The 20,095-nt window shown below is 32.9% G+C and carries 23 protein-coding genes; 9 read left to right on the top strand and 14 right to left on the bottom strand.

The window, feature by feature from the left end; translation table 11 throughout:
* Positions 1-12: 12 nt before the first annotated feature.
* Genes trpC through DZ64_RS0107495 form a run of 5 tightly spaced genes read right to left on the bottom strand, consistent with a single transcriptional unit; the run spans position 13 to position 3,289 of the window.
* Positions 13-786, bottom strand: a complete 774-nt coding sequence (gene trpC / locus DZ64_RS0107515) for an indole-3-glycerol phosphate synthase TrpC (RefSeq protein WP_024790067.1) — start codon at positions 784-786, stop codon at positions 13-15.
* On the bottom strand, positions 725-2,023 hold the full coding sequence (locus DZ64_RS0107510; RefSeq protein WP_024790066.1) for a lipopolysaccharide assembly protein LapB: 1,299 nt from the start codon (positions 2,021-2,023) through the stop codon (positions 725-727). The genes trpC and DZ64_RS0107510 overlap by 62 nt, the downstream gene beginning before the upstream one ends.
* The gene (locus tag DZ64_RS0107505; protein ID WP_236618685.1) at positions 2,013-2,387 is read right to left on the bottom strand and encodes a YkgJ family cysteine cluster protein; all 375 of its coding nucleotides are present in this window, start codon (positions 2,385-2,387) and stop codon (positions 2,013-2,015) included. Before DZ64_RS0107505 ends, DZ64_RS0107510 begins: the two co-directional genes overlap by 11 nt.
* A 30-nt stretch (positions 2,388-2,417) precedes the next feature.
* Positions 2,418-3,047, bottom strand: a complete 630-nt coding sequence (locus DZ64_RS0107500) for a tRNA1(Val) (adenine(37)-N6)-methyltransferase (RefSeq protein WP_236618684.1) — start codon at positions 3,045-3,047, stop codon at positions 2,418-2,420.
* A 50-nt stretch (positions 3,048-3,097) separates the two neighbouring features.
* Positions 3,098-3,289 carry a hypothetical protein gene (locus DZ64_RS0107495; protein ID WP_024790063.1) on the bottom strand — a complete coding sequence of 64 codons (192 nt, stop codon included), beginning with the start codon at positions 3,287-3,289 and terminating at the stop codon, positions 3,098-3,100.
* A 43-nt stretch (positions 3,290-3,332) separates the two neighbouring features.
* On the opposite strand from DZ64_RS0107495, the gene kdsB reads away from it, so the two are divergent.
* From kdsB to DZ64_RS0107480, 3 genes are read left to right on the top strand one after another with little or no spacing between them, the layout of a single operon-like run.
* Positions 3,333-4,079: a 3-deoxy-manno-octulosonate cytidylyltransferase gene (gene kdsB / locus DZ64_RS10905; protein ID WP_035003195.1), complete on the top strand. Its 747-nt coding sequence runs from the start codon at positions 3,333-3,335 to the stop codon at positions 4,077-4,079.
* On the top strand, positions 4,033-4,932 hold the full coding sequence (gene pdxA, locus DZ64_RS0107485) for a 4-hydroxythreonine-4-phosphate dehydrogenase (RefSeq protein ID WP_024790062.1): 900 nt from the start codon (positions 4,033-4,035) through the stop codon (positions 4,930-4,932). The genes kdsB and pdxA overlap by 47 nt, the downstream gene beginning before the upstream one ends.
* Positions 4,933-4,989: 57 nt before the next feature.
* On the top strand, positions 4,990-5,823 hold the full coding sequence (locus DZ64_RS0107480) for a hypothetical protein (protein WP_024790061.1): 834 nt from the start codon (positions 4,990-4,992) through the stop codon (positions 5,821-5,823).
* A 25-nt stretch (positions 5,824-5,848) separates the two neighbouring features.
* Here the strand turns inward: DZ64_RS0107480 and DZ64_RS0107475 are convergent, their stop codons facing one another.
* From DZ64_RS0107475 to DZ64_RS0107460, 4 genes are read right to left on the bottom strand one after another with little or no spacing between them, the layout of a single operon-like run.
* Entirely contained in the window at positions 5,849-6,409 is a 561-nt protein-coding gene (locus DZ64_RS0107475; protein ID WP_024787932.1) for a 2-oxoacid:acceptor oxidoreductase family protein, read from the bottom strand.
* Positions 6,409-7,239, bottom strand: a complete 831-nt coding sequence (locus DZ64_RS0107470) for a 2-oxoglutarate ferredoxin oxidoreductase subunit beta (RefSeq protein WP_024787931.1) — start codon at positions 7,237-7,239, stop codon at positions 6,409-6,411. The genes DZ64_RS0107475 and DZ64_RS0107470 overlap by 1 nt, the downstream gene beginning before the upstream one ends.
* Positions 7,240-7,248: 9 nt before the next feature.
* Positions 7,249-8,385 carry a 2-oxoglutarate synthase subunit alpha gene (locus DZ64_RS0107465; protein ID WP_024790060.1) on the bottom strand — a complete coding sequence of 379 codons (1,137 nt, stop codon included), beginning with the start codon at positions 8,383-8,385 and terminating at the stop codon, positions 7,249-7,251.
* Positions 8,385-8,684, bottom strand: a complete 300-nt coding sequence (locus tag DZ64_RS0107460; protein ID WP_024787929.1) for a 4Fe-4S binding protein — start codon at positions 8,682-8,684, stop codon at positions 8,385-8,387. The genes DZ64_RS0107465 and DZ64_RS0107460 overlap by 1 nt, the downstream gene beginning before the upstream one ends.
* A gap of 210 nt (positions 8,685-8,894) precedes the next feature.
* Here DZ64_RS0107460 and DZ64_RS0107455 point away from each other — a divergent pair, with 210 nt between their 5' ends.
* From DZ64_RS0107455 to DZ64_RS0107430, 6 genes are read left to right on the top strand one after another with little or no spacing between them, the layout of a single operon-like run.
* Positions 8,895-10,760, top strand: a complete 1,866-nt coding sequence (locus DZ64_RS0107455) for a proton-conducting transporter membrane subunit (protein ID WP_024790059.1) — start codon at positions 8,895-8,897, stop codon at positions 10,758-10,760.
* Positions 10,757-11,677, top strand: coding sequence for a respiratory chain complex I subunit 1 family protein (locus DZ64_RS0107450; RefSeq protein ID WP_024790058.1), 921 nt, complete (start codon positions 10,757-10,759; stop codon positions 11,675-11,677). Before DZ64_RS0107455 ends, DZ64_RS0107450 begins: the two co-directional genes overlap by 4 nt.
* Position 11,678: 1 nt before the next feature.
* The gene (locus DZ64_RS0107445) at positions 11,679-12,266 is read left to right on the top strand and encodes a hydrogenase (RefSeq protein ID WP_024790057.1); all 588 of its coding nucleotides are present in this window, start codon (positions 11,679-11,681) and stop codon (positions 12,264-12,266) included.
* Positions 12,267-13,640, top strand: a complete 1,374-nt coding sequence (locus DZ64_RS0107440) for a proton-conducting transporter membrane subunit (RefSeq protein WP_024790056.1) — start codon at positions 12,267-12,269, stop codon at positions 13,638-13,640.
* Positions 13,637-15,004: an NADH-quinone oxidoreductase subunit C gene (locus DZ64_RS0107435; RefSeq protein WP_024790055.1), complete on the top strand. Its 1,368-nt coding sequence runs from the start codon at positions 13,637-13,639 to the stop codon at positions 15,002-15,004. The genes DZ64_RS0107440 and DZ64_RS0107435 overlap by 4 nt, the downstream gene beginning before the upstream one ends.
* Positions 15,005-15,026: 22 nt before the next feature.
* The gene (locus DZ64_RS0107430; protein ID WP_024790054.1) at positions 15,027-15,542 is read left to right on the top strand and encodes an NADH-quinone oxidoreductase subunit B family protein; all 516 of its coding nucleotides are present in this window, start codon (positions 15,027-15,029) and stop codon (positions 15,540-15,542) included.
* Positions 15,543-15,629: 87 nt separating this feature from the next.
* Here DZ64_RS0107430 and sucD read toward each other — a convergent pair whose 3' ends face one another.
* Genes sucD through DZ64_RS0107405 form a run of 5 tightly spaced genes read right to left on the bottom strand, consistent with a single transcriptional unit; the run spans position 15,630 to position 20,080 of the window.
* Positions 15,630-16,505, bottom strand: coding sequence for a succinate--CoA ligase subunit alpha (gene sucD, locus DZ64_RS0107425; RefSeq protein WP_024790053.1), 876 nt, complete (start codon positions 16,503-16,505; stop codon positions 15,630-15,632).
* Positions 16,505-17,677: an ADP-forming succinate--CoA ligase subunit beta gene (sucC, locus tag DZ64_RS0107420; protein WP_024790052.1), complete on the bottom strand. Its 1,173-nt coding sequence runs from the start codon at positions 17,675-17,677 to the stop codon at positions 16,505-16,507. The genes sucD and sucC overlap by 1 nt, the downstream gene beginning before the upstream one ends.
* 31 nt (positions 17,678-17,708) lie before the next feature.
* Complete coding sequence (locus tag DZ64_RS0107415; RefSeq protein ID WP_024790051.1) at positions 17,709-18,263, bottom strand: Fe-S-containing hydro-lyase; 555 nt, start codon at positions 18,261-18,263, stop codon at positions 17,709-17,711.
* A 9-nt stretch (positions 18,264-18,272) separates the two neighbouring features.
* Complete coding sequence (locus DZ64_RS0107410; RefSeq protein WP_024790050.1) at positions 18,273-19,133, bottom strand: fumarate hydratase; 861 nt, start codon at positions 19,131-19,133, stop codon at positions 18,273-18,275.
* Entirely contained in the window at positions 19,130-20,080 is a 951-nt protein-coding gene (locus DZ64_RS0107405) for a malate dehydrogenase (RefSeq protein WP_024790049.1), read from the bottom strand. Before DZ64_RS0107405 ends, DZ64_RS0107410 begins: the two co-directional genes overlap by 4 nt.
* Between the last annotated feature and the right edge of the window lie 15 nt (positions 20,081-20,095).

Below are 20,095 nucleotides of genomic sequence, written 5' to 3'. Positions count from 1 at the left end.
TGCCTTTTTTAATTAACCAGCAAAATCTATTCCCTTTAATTTCAAAACATCTTTTTTTATATCATTTCCCCTCATAAAATGTTCACCCACCAAAAATGCGTCTACACCGTTTTTATGCAGCTTTTTTACAGTTTCAAAACTGTTTATTCCGCTTTCAGCCACGACAATTACATCTTTTGGCAAAAGCGGCATCAACTTTTCACTTAAATCCATATGCATTTCAAACGTTTTAAGGTCCCTATGATTAAATCCGATAATATCTGCTCCTACATCAAGAGCTTTTTTTAAATCTTCTTCATCGTGAATTTCAAATAAAACCTCTAAATTAACACTTTTAGCAAAATTATATAATTCTTTAAGTTTTTCAGTATCAAGCGCTTTTGCAATGAGTAAAATAAAATCGGCACCGGCATTGTAAGCCTCTGCTATTTGATAAATATCAATAATAAAATCTTTTCTAAGAAGCGGTATTTTAGAAAATTTACTTATTTCTCTAAGATATTCTAAACTTCCCTGAAAAAAGAAAGGCTCGGTTAAAATACTCATGGCGTCCGCAATTTCGTTATATATTTTGGCAATTTCAACCGGATTAAAATCTTCTCTTATAATTCCTTTACTAGGACTTGCTTTTTTAACCTCTGCAATAATTCTGTATGGGTTGCCCGAAGTTGATTTAAGGGCTTTTTTTACATTTTTAAAATTTCTTTTTATGTTTAACAGTTCATCAATGCTTTTTTCTTTTTTCAGATTTTTTTGAGTTTTTTGTATGATTTTTTGAAGTATCATAAAAGCACCTTTTTATAAGCTTTTTATGTTTACTGATTTCTTTATCGTCCGTATCTAAATTTTTATTAACATCCCATGCGGTTTTGCATTTTTTTAATTTATAATATCCCCAGGCAAGCGAATCTATATAAGCTGTATCGTCAGGCCTTATTTTAATAGCTTTTTTTACATATTTTAGCCCTTCTTTTGGATTAATATCGTATTCAATTAAAAGATAACCCAAAAAATTATTTATATAATCATTGTCAGGATAAAGTTTTGCTAAAAATTTAAGTTTCGGAATAACTTCCAAAGCAGCCTCTTTATTATTATATGCTTCGTATTCAAAAATACAGTATTTTAATAAAAAAGCCGGATTATTTGTTTTATTAAATAACTTGTAAGCAATATTCGCAGCACCTTTATATTTATTAAAGCTTTCAAAAAGAATCAGTTTATATTCGTCTCCAAGATTATATTTATCAATGAGTTTTAAAGCTTCGTTGAAATCTCCGTTATCTATATAAATTTTTAAGGCAAAAATAACATATTTTTTATCATATTTACCCATTAATGAATATATATAAGCCAAATTTTCAAAATCCTGGGTCTGGCGGTATATTTCGGCCAAACGTTCACAGACATCGGTTTCACAGCCGTATATTTTAAGATGTGTCCTGAGATATGCAAGCGCTTCATTATATTTTTTTAATTTTATTAATAAATCCGCTAACGCCAAAAGAGTATGTTTGTTATGATTAATAGCATATAATGATTTTATATAATCGGCAGCTTTATTATATTTTTTTTCTTTTATTAAAATATATGACATAAGTTCATAAAAGAGAGGCTCTTTCTTGTTAAAATACGTCAACAGCTCTTTTTTTGCCTCACTGCCTTTTTTAAGTTCAAGCAGAGAAAAAATTCTGTATTTAAATGTTTCTTTATCTAAATTTTTAATATTTTCGGTTAAATTTAAAACTTTTTTATATCTTTTGGCAAAAAACAAATCTTCTATTTCTTTTTTAAAATAAACATTTTTACCGGTTTTTTTATATAAAAAGTCATATATATCGGCGGCTTGGAGGAGCTTATTGTCATTTTCCAAAACCAGAGCTTTAATTATATAATTATCTTCCTGCTCAAATGCTTTTTTACCGATTTGGGGTTTTTTAACACTACACCCAGTAAAAATCAATAAAATTACCAACATAAATCTTAAATATTTCATTTTAATTATCCATTTTTCATTTTTCATTAAAAATAACTCCCGGGCATTCGTTTTTTAATTCTTCATAATATCTTTCATCTTTATACCTCTCCCAAAAAGGAAATGTTTTGCATTGATTGGGCCTTACAGGATAAATTTTACATCCGTTTTCAAAAAATATACATGCATATCCCTTTTTGTACGGTTTTTCTTTTATTGAATATTTATATCCAACTTTTATTAAAAATCTGTCGATAAAAATATTTTTGTCAATCCCCAAAAAATTGGCAATAGCTTCTATTTCTTTTGGATTTACCCAAATGTATCCGCTCTCGCCTATGCAGCAGTTTCCTTCGCATTTTTTGCAGGCATCGGGATTAAACTTAAAATCAAATCCGTCTTTACTTATCAATTTTTCACCTCTCACCACTCACTCTTTTCGCTATATTTTTACGCTTTTAGTATTAGCTTTTTTATATATTTCATATGCTTCATTTGAATAATTTTCCCCTTCAAACCCGATTAAAGGGGGATGAACATTTATCATTGATTTAGCGTGCCTTTTGGCTCTAATCAAAACCAACGATGCGTTTTTGCCAATCCTCGGATACATAAACCTCAAATCCGTAATTTTAAGGGGTTTGGGGATATTTGAAATTATATCATCTATTCTTTTTACATCATAACAGAAAATAAATTCCCCTCTTTCTTTTAATAGAGCGTTTACTTTTTTGAAAAAATCTTTCATAGGTAAAAATTCCTCATATCTTGCAATTTTAATTATTTCATTTTCACTTTTCAGTGTTCCTTTATAAAAAGGAGGGTTTGAAATAATATAATCAAATTTTTTATCAAATCCAAATTTTAAAAAATCATCATTGACAATGTCAGCTTTTAAATTGTTAACTTTTAGATTTTTTACAATTAATTCACTCATTATTTTTTGTTTTTCAATAATGGTTAAATTAATTTCAGGAAAATCCCTTTTAATTAAAAGCCCTAATACTCCGCATCCCCCGCCTACTTCTAAAACATCGCCTTTTATATTAAATTTGGTAATAAAATCATACAAAAAAAAGGTATCAGAATTATAACAGTAACCCTCTTTTGGCTGATACAGTATCAATCAGTAAGCCCCAGTTCATCTAAAATAGGTTTAATGTCTTCTTCATAATATTTCATTAACAAATTCGGTATCAGATTCATAGCGTCTTTATCGTGTTTCCATTCATCAATTTTTTCCAGAATTATGCTTTTTTTCTTTTCGTCTATATGTTTTGCGTTTTTTACTTTTTCTTTAATTTTATTAATCATTTTAAGCCTTTTTTTTGTAAAATTATACCTAAAAAGGAAACAGATGATTATAATTCCAGCAAGACTCTCTTCTTCAAGACTGCCAAACAAAGTTCTTCTAAGTATAAAAAACAAACCCGTTATAATATGGTGCGCCCAGAGCGCAAAAGAAGTTGATGATGTGGTCATTGCCACCGATTCAAAAGAAGTGATTGATGTTTGTAAAAAATACGGATTTGAAGCGGTGCTTACAGATAAAAACCACAAAAGCGGAAGCGACAGAATAAAAGAAGCAAGCGATATATTAAAACTCCCAGAAAATGAAATTGTTATAAATATGCAGGGCGACGAACCGTTTTTAGAACCGGTTATACTTCAAAAAGTTAAACAAAAACTGATTGATTTAAACAGAAACTTTAAAATGGTAAGCTGTTATAAAATAATAGACGAATTAAGCGCCCAAGACCCCAATTTAGTAAAAGTAGTAGTTGATAAAAATTCTGACGCTTTGTATTTTTCCCGCTCAAAAATTCCATACAACAGAGACAACCAGGCACACAGATACAAAGGACATCTCGGAATTTACGGTTTCGATAAAAAAAGCCTTGATAAATTTACAACAATGAAAGGCAGGCTTGAACACATTGAAAAACTTGAACAGTTAAGAGTACTTGAAAACGGCGAAAAAATAGCAATGATTGAGGTTGAATCTAAAAGTTTTGGGATTGATACAAAAGAGGATTTAATTAAAGCTAAAGAAATGGCTGAAAGTAGCAGTAAGTATAGGGGATTTAAACGGAATTGGGCTTGAAATTGCTCTAAAAAGTCATAATAAAATTAAAGAATGGGTAAAACCTGTATATTGTATAAATAAATCAATGCTAAATAAAGGTGCAAAACTATTAAATTATGAAATTCCTGATGATTTTGAAACAGTGGAAGTTAAAGGGGATTTTGAGATTAATCCGGGGGAAATAGACAAAAACAGTGCCGAATATTCATTTAAGAGTTTTTTAAGTGCTATTGAACTTGCAAAAGAAAAAAAAGTAGACGCAATATGCACCCTTCCAATAAACAAAGAAGCCTGGAGTAAAGCCGGAATTAAATATAAAGGCCATACGGAAGTTTTAAGAGATACTTTTAAAAAAGAAGCGATTATGATGCTTGGGTGTAAAAAGCTCTATGTTGCTTTATTTACAGAACATATTCCCCTAAAAGAAGTGCCGAAAAATATAAAAAAAGAAAAATTAATACAGTTCTTTATTGATTTTTACAGAAGCACCCATTTTGAAAAAATAGGCGTTTTGGCGCTTAACCCTCATGCGGGAGACGGAGGGGTTTTAGGAGATGAGGAAATAAAAGAGATATTTCCGGCTGTTATAGAAACAAACGAAATTTTAGAAAAAGAAATTTTTTACGGTCCGCTCGTTCCAGATATCGCCTTTAAAGAAAAAAAAGGAAATTTTATTGCAATGTACCACGACCAAGGACTTGCCCCTCTTAAAGCTTTGTATTTTGATGAAAGCATAAATGTAAGTTTAAACCTTCCAATACTCAGGACTTCAGTAGACCATGGAACAGCATTTGACATTGCTTATAAGGGAGTAGCCGATACAAAAAGTTATGAAAATGCCATTAAATACATTATTAAACATAAAAATTGATTTATATCAATAAAAAAATTTTTTCTTTTGATACAATTAATCAAAAAAGGAGAGGTAATGATTGATTATCAAAAATTAATAAGATTTTCTCATGAAAGTTTTATTAAATTTATTTATGCAAGTGTAATGGTAAAAGAAACCAATGCCAAAAAATTATTTGAAGATATAGCAATGTTTAAATACAGACATATGGTATGGGCGATGGCTGATGCAAAAGATGAAGATGTAAAATTTAATATGGATTTTAATACTGAGGAAATAAGAAAAATAGAAAAAAAATATGCATCCGATTTATTAGAGGAGCTTGTTAACGATTTAGAGGAGAATCTAAAGTTTTACCAGGATTATAACACGCCTACAATTGAAAGACTTAAAAATGATGACAGTTACTTTTTATCTCAAATTAAAAAACTTGATTTGGAATGCATTATCACAGCATTTAATGAGAATAAAGAGCTTCCTGGTGTTAAACTTGATGAAAATGCAAAAGCAGCACTTGTGTTTTTCTTAATGGAAGAAACATTCAAAGAATATGAACTCATTACAATTTATTCTTATTTAAAAACATTTTCAGATAATGAGGTTGCAAATTCCGCTTTTACAGATCTGGCATATGATTCAATCTATCATTTAAGAAGATTTGCACAGTTTGCAAGTGAAATGGGTGTTCTTACCCTTCCAAGATCAATACCTCACGGAAAATATGAAAATATTGGAATTTTGAAATTTTTAAAAGAAAATATTGAAGAAGAAATGGATGCTGAAAAACAATGCCTGATTTTGGCTGAAAAAATAGGAAATAAAGAACTAAGCGATTTTTTACTGTTTATTTCACGACAGGAATTATATCATGCGGAACTTCTAAAAAGAGCTTTGGATTCATTGAAATAAATTCAAAAGCAAAAGCTTTTGAATTTTATGAATTTTCTTTTTCTAAAGCAGCAACTGCGGCTTGGAAACCTAGTTCAAATGCTTTTTTGTTAATCTCAACCGCTTTAGGCGGAACTGTTTGAATCATAGTTTCATATACCATATCTTTGTCTATATCATTCATTTTTGTAGCAATTGCAAGAGCCACAACTGACTGGGTAATAACATTCCCGACTTTTTCTTTTGCAATATCAATAATATCTATAGCAAACATTTTCCATTTCGCTTTGTCATCATCACTCGGATAAACCAGATTCGGTTCATATACAATTATACCGCCTTCTTTTACACCTTCTTTAAACAACTGATAGGATTTATCTGCAACGCTAAGCATAAAATCAATTTCACCGTCAACCGCGTAAGGATAAAGAATAGGCTCATCATCTAAGATAATATCAACTTTTGTAGGGCCTCCCCTTACCTGAGAAGTATAAGTACCTACCTGAATTCCGTATTTACCAGCCCTGACATAAGCTCTTGCTAAAATTTCACCGGCAAGAAGGACACCTTGTCCTCCAACCCCTGTAAATCTTAATTGTTTTCTCATTATTTACCCCTTACTCTATCGATTAATTTATAATACTCTTCAGTGTATTCAGGTTCCTCCTGTTGATATAAAATTCCTCTTGGTTTTTTACCCTGTTGTTTTAATTCATATTTTTCTTCTTCGCTTAATTTATCCCATTTTGCTTTAGGAACTAAATTGCTTTCAATCCAGTCCATATTCTGTTTAGCCTGAGCCATTTTATTCTTTCTACCGAAATTAACATGACAGTTTGAATGGACATCAATAAAACTAAACCCTTTATGGCCAAAAGCTTTTATAAATATTCTTTCAAGTTTTTGAGCTTCGGCCACACTTTCTCTTGCTACAAAAGTCGCCCCTGCCCCTTTAGCTAATTCACAAGCATCAAAAGTCGGGTCGATATTTCCATACTGGGTAGTTACTGACCATGCTCCTTTTGGAGTTGTAGGAGAAACCTGGGAGTTTGTAAGCCCATAAATAAAATTATCTACTAAAATAAAATTTAAATCTATATTTCTTCTACATGCGTGAATAGTGTGGTTACCACCAATGGCAAGTCCGTCTCCGTCACCCGCTACAACAACAACATGTTTATCAGGATTGGCAAGTTTTACCCCTGTTGCATAAGCAAGTGTTCTTCCATGGGTAGTATGAACCGTGTTTGCGTCAATATAGCTTGAAAATCTTCCGCTGCATCCGATTCCGCTTACAACACAGACATCGTTTTTATCCCATCCGAGTTTTGCCATAGCTCTTATAACAGCTTTCATAATAATACCGTCACCGCATCCCCAACACCAAAGTGTCGGCATTTTTTCCGTTCTTAAATAATAATCATAATTAAACGCCATTGTTTCTCCTTATACCATTTCTTTTATTTTTGCTTTAAATTCAGCAGGGCTAATTGCTCTTCCGTTTGCCTTAAATAAAGTTTCAAATGTTTCGGCTTTTCTTCCGCTTGCTCTTTGAATTTCTTTAAAATATTGACCTTTATTCATTTCAGCCACCAATACTTTATCAAATTTTTTACATACTTCATCAATTTTTTCTTCCGGAGACGGCCAAAGTGTAATTGGTCTGAATAATCCCGCTTTAATACCCTCAGCCCTAAGTTGTCTGATTGCTTCTTTTGCCGCCAAGCTCACACTTCCATATGCAATAACTAAAATATCGGCATCATCAAGCATATATTCTTCATAACTTTCTATTTCGTCTTTATGGGCTAAAATTTTATTAAATAATCTGTCAATTAATTCCTGTGAAAGTTTTGCATCTTCTGTAGGGAAACCTGTAGGCCCGTGATGAAGCCCAGTAATATGATATCTGTATCCTTTAAAAAATGGATTTAAAATTGCAGGCTCATCTGCCGGAACATTATACGGTTCATATGTCGCAGGATCACCTTCATATACACGTCTATTGAAAATATTTTTTTCAACTTCATCTTTTGGAGGAAGTACTGCTTTTCCTATCATATGCCCAAGTGTTTCATCAAGTAACACAAATACAGGCGTCATAAATCTTTCAGCTAAATTAAACGCCCTGACTGTTTCAGTGTAACACTCATCCAAACTTCCCGGACACAGTGCAATTGACTGATAATCTCCATGAGTTGGTGCCTGGGCCTGTAAAATATCCTGTTGTGCAGGTCTTGTAGGAAGCCCGGTTGAAGGTCCCCCTCTCATTACATTTGTGATAACCAAAGGAACTTCTCCCATAAACGCAAGTCCTATTTGCTCCGCTTTTAGACTTATTCCAGGGCCTGAAGTATTTGTCATAGCCTTGGTTCCGCTCATACTGGCCCCAAGCGCAACTGAAATACCTGCGATTTCATCTTCCATTTGGATAAATACGCCGCCAACTTTTGGTAACAGTCTGCTCATTTCATGGGCAATTTCACTTGAAGGTGTAATCGGATATCCTCCGAAAAACCTGCATCCCGCATCAATGGCTGCAAGTGCCGCAAGCTTATTTCCTGTTGATACTACTTCTCTCATTACGCTTCTCCTTTTAACTTCTTAACTTCATTTAATTTTTTAAATTTATATTCGTCTCTTTCCGCTACAAAAATACAAAAATCAGGACATTCAAGCTCACATTCCCTGCATCCTATACAATATTCTGGATGGGCAACTTTAACCATCTGACCTAAAATATTATGAGGGTCAACGACCATTTCAAGAACCCCGGTAGGACAAAAATCTACGCAAAGTTCACAGCTTTTGCATTTATTTTCATCTACCCACACAGGTGTGTTTTCTGGAGCTTTTAATTTAAAATTTACATTTAACGCCATTTATTCTCCTTTTATTCTTTGTGTAAATATAATAGCATATAAAAAATGATTTAACTTAATCTGTTTTTCAAAGTTAAAAAAATAATATTATATTGTTACTTTTCGAAACTATAAAAAAATTAAAAATTAATGTAAATTTAATAACAAATAAAAAATATTGGTAGTATAATTTCACTGAAACTTTCCCAAATTATCTTAAAGGCGAAATAGATGTTTGAATTTAATTCTTTTTCTGTATTGTTTTTATTTTTAATTTTTTTAGGTGCGTTGCCCAATCTGTTTTATATGGCAGGATATTTAAACCATATTGAAAGAAAATTTCATTTTTTACTGCATTATTTTACATTTATTATTTCAATGATTGGCGTGGTATTAAGTAATAATATAGTTGTGTTTTTATTTTTCTGGGAACTTATGAGTTTGAGTTCCTGGCAGCTGATTTTAACCGAACCGGAGGAAAAAAATTTAAAAGCCGCGAGATTTTACTTTTTTATGACACATTTCGGTTTTGTGTTTATATTACTGTTCTTCCTGCTTGTTTCGCCGCAAAATTTATTTATGCCTTTTAGCTTTTTAAAATTAAATATGGCCAATTTCAAATATCCAACTCTTCTATTTATTTTAATGTCAATCGGATTTTTAAGTAAAGCCGGAGCAGTGCCTCTTCATGTATGGCTTCCGTATGCACATCCTGCGGCCCCTTCTCCCGTTTCAGCCTTAATGAGCGGAGTTATGCTTAAAGTTGCAATTTTTGCATTTTTAAAATTTTTATTTATGATTCCTTCATGGCCGATAGAATGGGGAATTATTATATTGATAATAGGGGCATTGAGTGCACTTATAGGTGTTTTATATGCTTTGAGCGAGCATGATATAAAAGCTCTGCTTGCAAACCATTCGGTAGAAAATATTGGAATAATATTAATAGGTATAGGCGTAGGTATGATATTTAATACTTTAAATATGCCCATTTTAAGTGCTTTTGCTTTTATTGCGGCAATTTACCATACATTTAACCATATGAGTTTTAAATCACTTCTTTTTATGAGTGCGGGAAGCGTATTATATGAAACTCATACAAAAAATCTTGAACAATACGGTGGACTTATTAAAAATATGCCGATAACCGCTTTTAGTTTTTTACTCGCCGCCGTTTCCATCTCAGCCCTTCCCCCTACAAACGGCTTTTTGAGTGAATGGATGACATTTCAAAGCATGTTAAGTTCCAGTGGAATGAGCAACATTGCTTTAAAACTTGCCTTTCCGTTTTCTATTTTTGCCCTTGCCCTTACCGGAGGTCTTGCAATTGCATGTTTTGTAAAAGCATTCGGCATTGCATTTTTAGGACTCTACAGAAGTGAAAACGCAAAAAACGCAAAAGAAGTAAATATTTTAATGCAAATAGGACAGATTTTAATGGGTATAGTTGTAATTTCTTTAATGCTTTTCGCCCCTTTTGTTATTAAATTTATAAATATTTCAACACCTGTTTTAAATATTTATAATAAAATCTTTCCGGATATCTGGATAATGCACAGTGTAAATTCCAACGGTGGAAGCGTATCTCCTCTGATACTCTTTTTTGCCCTAATAATTGTAACTGCAGTTATTTATTTAATATATAAATCATTAAATATAAAAACAAGAACATATCACACCTGGGGATGCGGCTACGAAGTCAATAAAACCAACCAGTATTCATCAGTAGGATTTGCCGGACCAATCAGAAAATTTTTTACATGGCTTTATAGACCGAAAGAACATAAAGTAAAAGAGTCTATTTTGGGACATAAAACAAAATTTACATATTCATTTTATGAAGTGCATGTAAAACCTCTGTTTGAAAAAAGTTTATATGACGGAAATGTAAAATTAGCCAATATTATCAGTTATTATGTATATAAAATTTCGCATTTCGAAAAAACAAAATATGTTGCTTTAATTTTTAATCTTTTGATTTTAGTTCTTTTTTCTTACAGGGTTTTTTATCATCAGGTTTCCTGGGGCGAAATATTGCTTGAAATAACCGTTATGGCTATTTTTATCAAAATATTACTTTTAGGAGAGAAAAAATGATTGATTATTTTTTGAGTATAATTTTTATAGCATTAATTTCCCCTTTTTTAACTGGTATGATTAAATCAATAAAAATGTTTCTTTTGTTTAAAAAGCCCCTTTCACCTTTTCAACCTTATATTGATATAGCCAAACTTTTTAAAAAAGAGGTAATATATTCAAAAGAAACAAGCCTTATTTCAAAAACGGCGCCTTTTTTAATAATTTCCCCTTTGATTATTGTTTTGTTTTTACTGCCCCCTATTTATAACAAAAGTTTTTATATTTCATTTATGGACGCATTTACAATCACAGGGCTTATGAGTTTATCTACATTCTTTCTTATGCTTTTAGGACTTGATAGTGCAAGCAGTTTTGGAGGAATTGGCTCAAGCAGGGAGGCTTTTATTTCAGCTATGGTTGAACCTGCAATGATTCTTACAATTTTTGCTGTTTCTTTAATGGCGGGAAATATTTCAATTTCAAAAGCGGCTGTATCTCTTTCAAATCATTTTCCTATTATTTACAGTGCCAGCTTTATACTTTCCGCAATAAGTTTTTTTATCTTGTTAATAGCTGAAAACGGCAGAATTCCGGTTGACAATCCTGAAACACATCTTGAGCTTACAATGGTTCACGAAGCCATGGTACTTGATGCAAGCGGGGCTAATTTGGCTTTAATAGAACTCGCGGGAAGTTTAAAATTCGGAATTTTTGCCTCGCTTTTTGCAACACTTTTTATGCCTTTTGGAAGCAGTTTATGCTGGTGTTTGGCTCTCGGTATTTTTATTATAAAACTTTTGTTAATTGTCATAATGGTGGCTTTAGTTGAAGTAAACACAGCAAAACTAAGGCTTTTTAAAGTCCCTAATTTACTTGCGGTAGCCATAATTTTCGGATTTTTGTCTTTAACAACTTATTATATTTTAGGAGCATAAAATGACAAACGTTTTAATAGGTTTTTTTATAGCTGTTTTAATTATAGAAGCTATTACTACAAGGCTTTATACACTGTTTTTATGGTATGGTTTAAATTCTTTATTCCTGGGACTTATTGCATTAAATATAGGTTTGGAAATAAATGACAAAGCCCTTTTGATTACAGGGACTCTTACTATTTTAATTAAATCGCTTTTCATTCCAATAATAATGAAATATCTTACCCAAAAATTTTCCATTCCTAGAAAAATTTATCCAAAAATTCCTATTTATTATCAAATAATTATTATTCCGCTTCTTTTGGTTTTTACATATTATTTAATTACACCTGTTATAAATAATTTTGAAATACATAAAAATTATATAGCAATATCAATAGCATCTCTTTTTATTGCAACACTTTTAATTATAGAACATAAAAATATCGCAGCAAAAATAATAGGATTTTTAAATGTAGAAAACGCCCTGTTTCTTTTAGGGGTTTCAGCCACCGAAGGAATGCCAATGCTTGTTGAACTTGGTATTTTTGTTGATTTATTAATGTTTATTATTATTATAAATTTACTTTTGAAATATCAAGGAGAATAAATGGAATTTATATTTTTACCGCCGATAGCAATCTTTATTTTAAGTTTTTTCAAAATAAACAGAATTGCTATGAGTCTGATAGCTTTAAGTATTATATTTCCTGCAGTTTATATTTTCAATAATCATTTTAGAAACACCCTGTTTTTTGTGGATAATTTAAACGCTTTTGTAATTTTAGTTTCATCAATAGTCTCTATAGGAATAAGCATAGGTGCCATTTCATTAAAAGAGAGAATAAATCTCAGTGAAGATGAATATAAAAAATTTTACAGATTTTACGGAATATTCTGGCTTGGGGTAATTATTTCAATTTTAGCAAACAATATGGGACTTTTTTGGATAGGACTTGAGTTTGCCACTCTTTCAACTGTTTATATGATAAAAATCATACCTTCAAAAGAAGCACATAATGAAGCCTGGAAATATTTGATTGTAGGTGCAATCGCCATTGCTTTAATATTATTCGGAATTATTTTGATATATGCATCCGGAAAAGCAAATTTAGGTGAAAACGCTATGAACTTTTATATTCTTGAAGCACACACCAAAAGCCTTAAACCGTTTCTTTTTGAACTCGGTTTTGCAATTGTGGCAACCGGAATGTTTATTAAAATGGGTTTTTTCCCTATGAATTTATGGCTTGCTGATATTGAAAGACAATCCATTTATCCGGTAGGGGCATTGTTCAGCGGAATACTTGAAAGTGCCATTATTTTAGGATTTTTCAGATTTTCTAAAATTGCGATGGAAGTTAATTATTCCCATTTAATCGCTTTTACATACATTTATGCCCTTTTTACTCTTTTTATAGTAAGTTTTTTAATTTACAGAAGCAAAGATTACATAAGGCTGTTTTCTCTTTCCGGTATAGAACATATGACTCTAATATCAATATTTTGGGTCAGCGGAGGATATTTTGCGGCACTTCTTCATTTTGCAGCTCATGCCTTTTTTAAACCTGCTCTGTTTTTAAGCGGCTCTGTAATAGAGCAAAACGGAAAATTCAGATTTAAAGGCAGCTTGAATATTCCTGTTATGGGGAAAATATTAATTTCTGCTTTACTGCTTGGAATTGTTTCCCTACCTCCAAGCCCTATGTTTTTCAGCGAAATTTTCGGATTTAAATCAATGATTGATTTGGCAAAAAATTCCGAATATTTTGGAGTAATGATATTTACCATTTTCCTAATTTTAGTGTTTTTAAGTGTTATTTTTTACAAATTTGTTAATATATTTCAAGAAGGAGTATACAGCTATGGTAAAAAAGGAGATGTTAAAAAAAGCGAATATTTAATGCTTATATGGTTTATAATCGCTTTATCTGTTTTAATTTTACCAAACACATTTAATTACCTTGAAGGAATTGTAAAATGAGACTGATAGCAAGATTTGCCAGGGAAAATAAAGATAATTTTGAAATTATTGATGTTTTTGAGCAGGAAATAAAAAAAACACAGATTGATAAAAAGAACCCGTCTGTAAAAACCATTACAGACATATATCCGGCAGCAATATGGATGGAAAGAAAAATAAAAGATGAATTTGGAATAAATTTTGAAGACAGTTTTGATGAAAGGCCTCTTATCAAACACGAAAAATTTCCAAAAAATATATATCCTATGAGAAAAAATTTTACACAAAAAAATATAGAATTCAGTGAATTTGAACCTTATCAATACGAAGAGGTAAAAGGTGAAGGCGTATTTTATGTACCTGTCGGTCCTATTCACGCAGGAATTATAGAACCGGGTCATTTTCAGTTTTCACAGGCAGGTGAGGATATGCTGCACATTGAAGTAAGACATTTTTATAAATACAGGGCAATTGAAAAAATGTGTGAAAACAAAACACCTCTTGAAATAAAAAAAATAGTTGAAAGAATAAGCGGTAATGAATCAATAGCTTATCAAATCTGTTTTTTTGATATTTTACATCAGGCGTCTGAAATTGAACAAAGCGAAACTTATAAAAGAAAAACGGCTATTTTATTAGAAATGGAAAGAATAATCAATCATTTAAACGATTTGGGTTTTATTCCAAACGATACAGGTTTTTCTCCGGCTTTAGCGTTTATGAGCCAATTAGCAGAAGACGCAAGAAGAGTTTTGGCAAAAGTTACAGGTCACAGATTCGGATTTGGTGCAATAAATGAAGAGATGAATTATGATTTTAAACCTGTATTTGAATTTTTAAATTATTTAGAAGAAAAAATGAACTTCTTTGAAAACTGGATAATTGACATTCCTTCTCTTTGGGACAGATTTGACACCACAGGAACCTTAACTAAAGAAAAAGCCGTAAAATACGGTGTTGTAGGGGTTGGGGCAAGAAGCAGCGGAATTAAAATAGATAGAAGAGATAACGAATGGTACAAATTACACGGCTTTGAAATTCAGCTTGGCAAAAAAGGTGAAGTCAGTGACAGGTTTTTACAAAGAATTAAAGAAATTAAAAATTCAATTGAAATAATAAGAAACTGTAAAATAAACAATGAAAATAAAAAAATAGAATTTAATTATTTTAAAGACGGTGAATATTACTCATTTACAGAAAGCAGCATAGGCGAGCTTTTTATGTATATAAATATTAAAAACGGTTTAATAGACAGATTTTATGTAAGAGATCCGTCTCATATAAACTGGCAGGCTTTTCATACCTGTATTTATAAAGATATTATTGCAGATTTTCCGCTTATTAATAAAAGTTTCGATTTAAGCTATGCTGGAAATGACCTTTGATTTAATTAATTATGAAAAATGAATGCTAAGGTTTTGGAAAGAGAGATTTAAAAGAGGTATAGTCACAGAAAATATCGAAATAGACAAAGAATTAGAAACCCTCAGGAAAAATTTGAAAGATAAAATAAAAAAACTGTTTGCAGGAAGCCTGGGAATAAGAATGGTTGACAGCGGAAGCTGCAATGCATGCGAAACCGAATGCAACGCCTTAAGCAATCCTTATTACGACCTTGAAAGACTTGGAATCCATTTTGTTGCAAGCCCGAGACATGCGGATGTTCTATTTGTAAGTGGTGTAATGACTATGAATATGTATCATCATGTATGGGATGCTTATAATCAGGTGCCAAATCCAAAATGGGTAATAACCCTGGGAGACTGTACAAAAGATTTGGGAATTTTTGAAAAAACATACGCTATAAAAGGAATTGATTTAAAAGTGGATTATCATATCCCCGGATGCCCTCCAACGCCAAAAGATATCATTAAAGGACTGATTGAATTTTTAGAAAAAATAGAAACAGAATCTAAAAATTAATTTTCTTTTTCTTATTTTTAACAAATAAGATAAAAAGTGTCAAACACTAAATTATAAAACAAAAAAGAAAGAAAAGAAAAAAAGTTATTATTTATTTTTTAAAGCTTTAGCTACGGTAACACCGATATCAGCAGGAGATTCAACCACATAAGCTCCGGCTTCTTTAAGCGCAGCCATTTTTTCTGCCGCAGTTCCTTTACTTCCGCTGATAATTGCACCGGCGTGCCCCATTCTTTTTCCCTTAGGAGCCGTTTGTCCGGCGATAAATGCAACTACAGGTTTTGTAATTTTTTCTTTAATAAGTTTTGCCGACTGAATTTCCAAATCCCCTCCAATCTCGCCAATCATTACAATAGCTTCAGTTTCAGGGTCTTCTTCAAACATCGGTAAAAGTTCTTTATAACTAAGCCCGATAATAGGGTCTCCCCCGATACCAATGGCGGTAGTTATTCCAAATCCGGCTTTTACAACCTGATTACTTGCTTCATAAGTTAGAGTACCTGATTTGGAAATAAGTCCTACATTTCCTTTTTTGAAAATACTTGCTGGCATAATACCTATTTTACATTCTTCCGCAGTCACAATTCCAGGACAGTTTGGCCCTATTGTTTTCATGCCTTTCTTAAGAGCATAATGTTTAGCCATCATCATGTCTTTTACAGGAGCACCTTCAGTAATAATAACAGCAAGTTCAATTCCTGCGTCAGCCGCTTCCATAACGGCATCAGCAACAAATGCTGGCGGAACAAAAATCATACTAACAGTAGCACCTGTAGCTTTTAGGGCATCTTCAACTGTATTAAATACGGGTTTTCCTAAATGAGTCATACCGCCTTTGTTTGGAGTAACCCCGCCAACTATTTTAGTTCCATATGCCATACATTGCTCTGAATGAAAAGTTCCTTCTTTTCCTGTAAAACCTTGAACAATTACTTTTGTATCTTTATTTACCAAAATACTCATTATAACTCTCCTTTCGCTAACTTCACGGCTTTTTTAGCTCCGTCTTTCAAATCAGTCGCAGTAATAATATTTTTGATATTTGCATTTTTAAGAATTTGGGCAGCTTCAGCGGCATTTGTTCCATCAAGCCTTACAACCAATGGCACATTCACTTCCACTTTTTCAGTAGCCTGTAAAATACCGTTAGCGATTCTGTCACATCTTACAATTCCACCGAAAATATTTACAAAAATACTTTTTACATTAGGGTCGCTTAAAATTATTTCAAATCCTTTTGCAACCGTATCAGGATTTGCTCCACCACCAACATCAAGGAAATTCGCAGGCTCCCCGCCTTCGTGTTTGATAATATCCATTGTAGCCATTGCAAGTCCTGCACCATTTACCATACATCCGACATTTCCGTCAAGTTTAATATAACTTAATCCGTATTTTTTGGCTTCAATTTCAGTCGGTTCTTCTTCGTCTAAATCTCTCATTTCGGCAATATCAGGGTGTCTGTATAGTGCGTTATCGTCAAATCCCATTTTTGCGTCAAGTGCTAAAAATTTATTATCTCCAGTTTTAATAAGAGGATTAATTTCAATCATTTCAGCATCATTATCCACATAAACATTATAAAGTGCTTTTGCAAATTTTATAAATTCTTTTTGTTCTTCTTTATTAAGACCAAGTCCGAAAGCTAATTTTCTTGCATGAAATCCCTGAAAACCGATTGTTGGGTCAATTGATACTTTTACAATCTTTTCAGGTGTTTTGGCTGCAACTTCTTCTATTTCCATACCGCCCTCTGTTGAAGCCATCATAACAGGCATTTCAAGAGCCCTATCAAGAACCATTCCAAGATAATATTCAGCCTTGATATCAGCGCCTTCTTCAATATAAACTTTTTTAACAACCTTTCCTTCAGGCCCTGTCTGATGGGTTACAAGTGTCATTCCAATCATCTCTTCAGCTAATTTTTCAACTTCATCAAGACTTTTTGCCAATTTCACACCACCGGCTTTTCCTCTTCCGCCTGCGTGAATCTGAGCTTTAACAACCCATAAATTTCCACCAAGTTCCTGAGCTACTTTTTTGGCTTCGGGACCGCTGAATGCAACTCCCCCTCTTGGGGTCGGAACACCGTATTTTTTAAATATTTCTTTTGCCTGATATTCATGAATATTCATTTATTCTCCTTTCAGTTATTTACTTTATTAATTATTTTTGCTCCCAAAGTTTTCTTCCTTCTTCATATAAATCATTTCCGTAAATATCATTTATAACAACCACAGGAAAATCTTCCACTTCTATTCTTCTTACGGCCTCAGGTCCAAGTTCAGGATAAGCGATGATTTCAGCTTTTTTAATGGCTTTTGCAATAAGTGCCGCCGCTCCTCCTGTAGCACCGAAATATACTGCTTTATATTTTTTACACGCATCTATTACATCTTTATTTCTTTTTCCTTTACCAATCATTCCCTTTAGACCGTGCTCTATTAAAGTAGGAGCATAAGGGTCCATTCTGTAACTTGTGGTTGGTCCTGCACTTCCAATAGGTTCACCCGGTTTTGGAGGGGTAGGCCCTACATAATAAATAACGGCACCTTTTAAATCAAACGGAGGTTCTTCCCCGTTTAAAATCAAATCTACAATTCTTTTGTGAGCCGCATCTCTTGCTGTATACATAGTTCCGCTTAAATAGACCAAATCGCCTGATTTTAATTTACTTACATCTTCATCAGTTAATGGGGTAGTCAATTTATATTCAGCCATTTTTTCTCCTTAAATAATTATATGAGCATGTCTTGATGAGTGACATTGAATATTTACAGCCACAGGAAGTGATGCAATATGACACATTCTGTTTTCATATGTTTCTATATGAACTGCAAGGACTGTTTCAGTTCCTCCCATACCCATAGCGCCAATTCCAAGTTTATTAAGTTCAACTTTAAGTTCTTTTTCAAGCTGATCTAATTCCGGGTCTGGATTTGGAGTTCCGATATTTCTAAATAACGCATGTTTACTCATTACCGCAGACATATCAAAACTTCCGCCTATTCCAACACCTACCACAAGCGGCGGACATGGATTAGGACCTGCATCGCTTACAACTTTTTTAACAAATTCTTTAATTCCTTCTTTTCCGGCAGCAGGTGCCAAAACAGTTGCGCGGCTTACATTTTCGCTTCCTCCGCCTTTTGCTGCAAATTCAATATCTATTTTATCGCCCGGGACAATATCAAGATAAATAATAGGAGGAAGGTTATAACCTACTGTATCTTTTAAATTAGCCCTTGTAAAACAATCACATGTACTGGCTCTTAAGTACCCTTCTTCATAACCTTTTTTAGTTCCCTCATAAATAGCTTCTCTTAATGTTCCGCCGTCAACCTTTACATCTTCGCCCACTTTTACAAAATAAATGGCAAGCCCTGTATCCTGACATAAAGGTTTTGTTTCATTTTTTGCAATTTCGGCATTTTCAAGTATCTGGGCAAGAACAGCCCTGCTTACTTCGCTCTTTTCTTCTTCATAAGCTTTTTTTAGGGCTTCAAGCATATCAGGTGCTAAATGTGTTGTGGAATATATTATTGTATCCCTTATTGATTTGACAATATCTTCATATTTTACTACTCTCATTTTTTCTCCTTAAAAAAATCTTTATCTAATATATCTATCATTTCTTTTACGGTATCGCTTGAACGTCTGAAAAGCTCTCTTTCACACGGATCAAGTGTAACTTCAATCACTTTCTCAGCCCCGTTGCTTCCAAGCATTACAGGCACTCCGTTAACAACACCGTTAACGTTGTATTCACCCTCCAGAAGAACCGCACACGGAAAAATCTGTTTGGAATCTTTAAGTATTGCCTCAACCATAATAGCCGTTGATTTTCCAGGGGCAAAGTATGCGCTTCCCGTTTTTAAATATCCCACTATTTCAGCTCCCGCTTTCTTTGTTTTTTCGACAACCTCATCAATTTCTTTTTGAGAGAGTAAATCACTGAGAGGGACACCTGCAACAGTGGAATATTTTGGAAGCGGAACCATAAAATCCCCGTGTCCGCCTATTACACTTGCCCTTATCTGTCCTGCACCGTAACCTAATTTTTCATAAATAAAATACGCCATTCTTGCACTGTCAAGTATTCCGGCCATTCCCAGTACCTGATTTCTTTTAAAATTACCTACTTTCAAGGCTGTATAAGTCATAGCGTCAAGAGGATTGGATACAACTATTATTATAGCATCCGGAGCAACACTTTTTAAATTATCGATAACATCTTTCATAATTTCCGCATTTTTTAAAAGCAAATCTTCCCTTGTCATTCCAGGCTTTCTCGGAAATCCGGCAGTTATTACAACAACTTTGCTTCCTTTTACATCTTCATAACTATCAGCCGCCCTCACAATGGAATGGCTTCTCACAGCGCTTGCAGCCTGGCTCATGTCAAGCGCCTTCCCTTTTGCCCTGTCGGTATCTCTGTCAACCAATATAACTTCATGAGCAAGCCCTTGCATTGCAAGGGAATATCCGACTATGCTTCCGACATTCCCGGCACCTACAATTGAGACTTTATTTGTCATTTTTTTCCTTTAAAA

The sequence above is a fragment of the Lebetimonas sp. JH292 genome, from assembly GCF_000523275.1.
GTDB lineage: Bacteria > Campylobacterota > Campylobacteria > Campylobacterales > Nautiliaceae > Lebetimonas.
Note: the sequence above shows the minus strand (reverse complement) of the source record. Positions and strands in the feature narration are given on the sequence as shown.

Coding starts and splice junctions, on each gene's coding strand:
- DZ64_RS0107435 (WP_024790055.1), top strand. CDS start 13,637: ATGAGACTGATAGCAAGATTTGCCAGGGAAAATAAAGATAATTTTGAA.
- DZ64_RS0107465 (WP_024790060.1), bottom strand. CDS start 8,385: ATGAGAGAAGTAGTATCAACAGGAAATAAGCTTGCGGCACTTGCAGCC.
- kdsB (WP_035003195.1), top strand. CDS start 3,333: ATGATTATAATTCCAGCAAGACTCTCTTCTTCAAGACTGCCAAACAAA.
- DZ64_RS0107480 (WP_024790061.1), top strand. CDS start 4,990: ATGATTGATTATCAAAAATTAATAAGATTTTCTCATGAAAGTTTTATT.
- DZ64_RS0107475 (WP_024787932.1), bottom strand. CDS start 6,409: ATGAGAAAACAATTAAGATTTACAGGGGTTGGAGGACAAGGTGTCCTT.
- DZ64_RS0107455 (WP_024790059.1), top strand. CDS start 8,895: ATGTTTGAATTTAATTCTTTTTCTGTATTGTTTTTATTTTTAATTTTT.
- DZ64_RS0107440 (WP_024790056.1), top strand. CDS start 12,267: ATGGAATTTATATTTTTACCGCCGATAGCAATCTTTATTTTAAGTTTT.
- DZ64_RS0107460 (WP_024787929.1), bottom strand. CDS start 8,684: ATGGCGTTAAATGTAAATTTTAAATTAAAAGCTCCAGAAAACACACCT.
- DZ64_RS0107470 (WP_024787931.1), bottom strand. CDS start 7,239: ATGGCGTTTAATTATGATTATTATTTAAGAACGGAAAAAATGCCGACA.
- DZ64_RS0107405 (WP_024790049.1), bottom strand. CDS start 20,080: ATGACAAATAAAGTCTCAATTGTAGGTGCCGGGAATGTCGGAAGCATA.
- DZ64_RS0107495 (WP_024790063.1), bottom strand. CDS start 3,289: ATGATTAATAAAATTAAAGAAAAAGTAAAAAACGCAAAACATATAGAC.
- sucD (WP_024790053.1), bottom strand. CDS start 16,505: ATGAGTATTTTGGTAAATAAAGATACAAAAGTAATTGTTCAAGGTTTT.
- DZ64_RS0107445 (WP_024790057.1), top strand. CDS start 11,679: ATGACAAACGTTTTAATAGGTTTTTTTATAGCTGTTTTAATTATAGAA.
- DZ64_RS0107415 (WP_024790051.1), bottom strand. CDS start 18,263: ATGGCTGAATATAAATTGACTACCCCATTAACTGATGAAGATGTAAGT.
- DZ64_RS0107510 (WP_024790066.1), bottom strand. CDS start 2,023: ATGAAAAATGAAAAATGGATAATTAAAATGAAATATTTAAGATTTATG.
- trpC (WP_024790067.1), bottom strand. CDS start 786: ATGATACTTCAAAAAATCATACAAAAAACTCAAAAAAATCTGAAAAAA.
- DZ64_RS0107410 (WP_024790050.1), bottom strand. CDS start 19,133: ATGAGAGTAGTAAAATATGAAGATATTGTCAAATCAATAAGGGATACA.
- DZ64_RS0107430 (WP_024790054.1), top strand. CDS start 15,027: ATGCTAAGGTTTTGGAAAGAGAGATTTAAAAGAGGTATAGTCACAGAA.
- sucC (WP_024790052.1), bottom strand. CDS start 17,677: ATGAATATTCATGAATATCAGGCAAAAGAAATATTTAAAAAATACGGT.
- DZ64_RS0107450 (WP_024790058.1), top strand. CDS start 10,757: ATGATTGATTATTTTTTGAGTATAATTTTTATAGCATTAATTTCCCCT.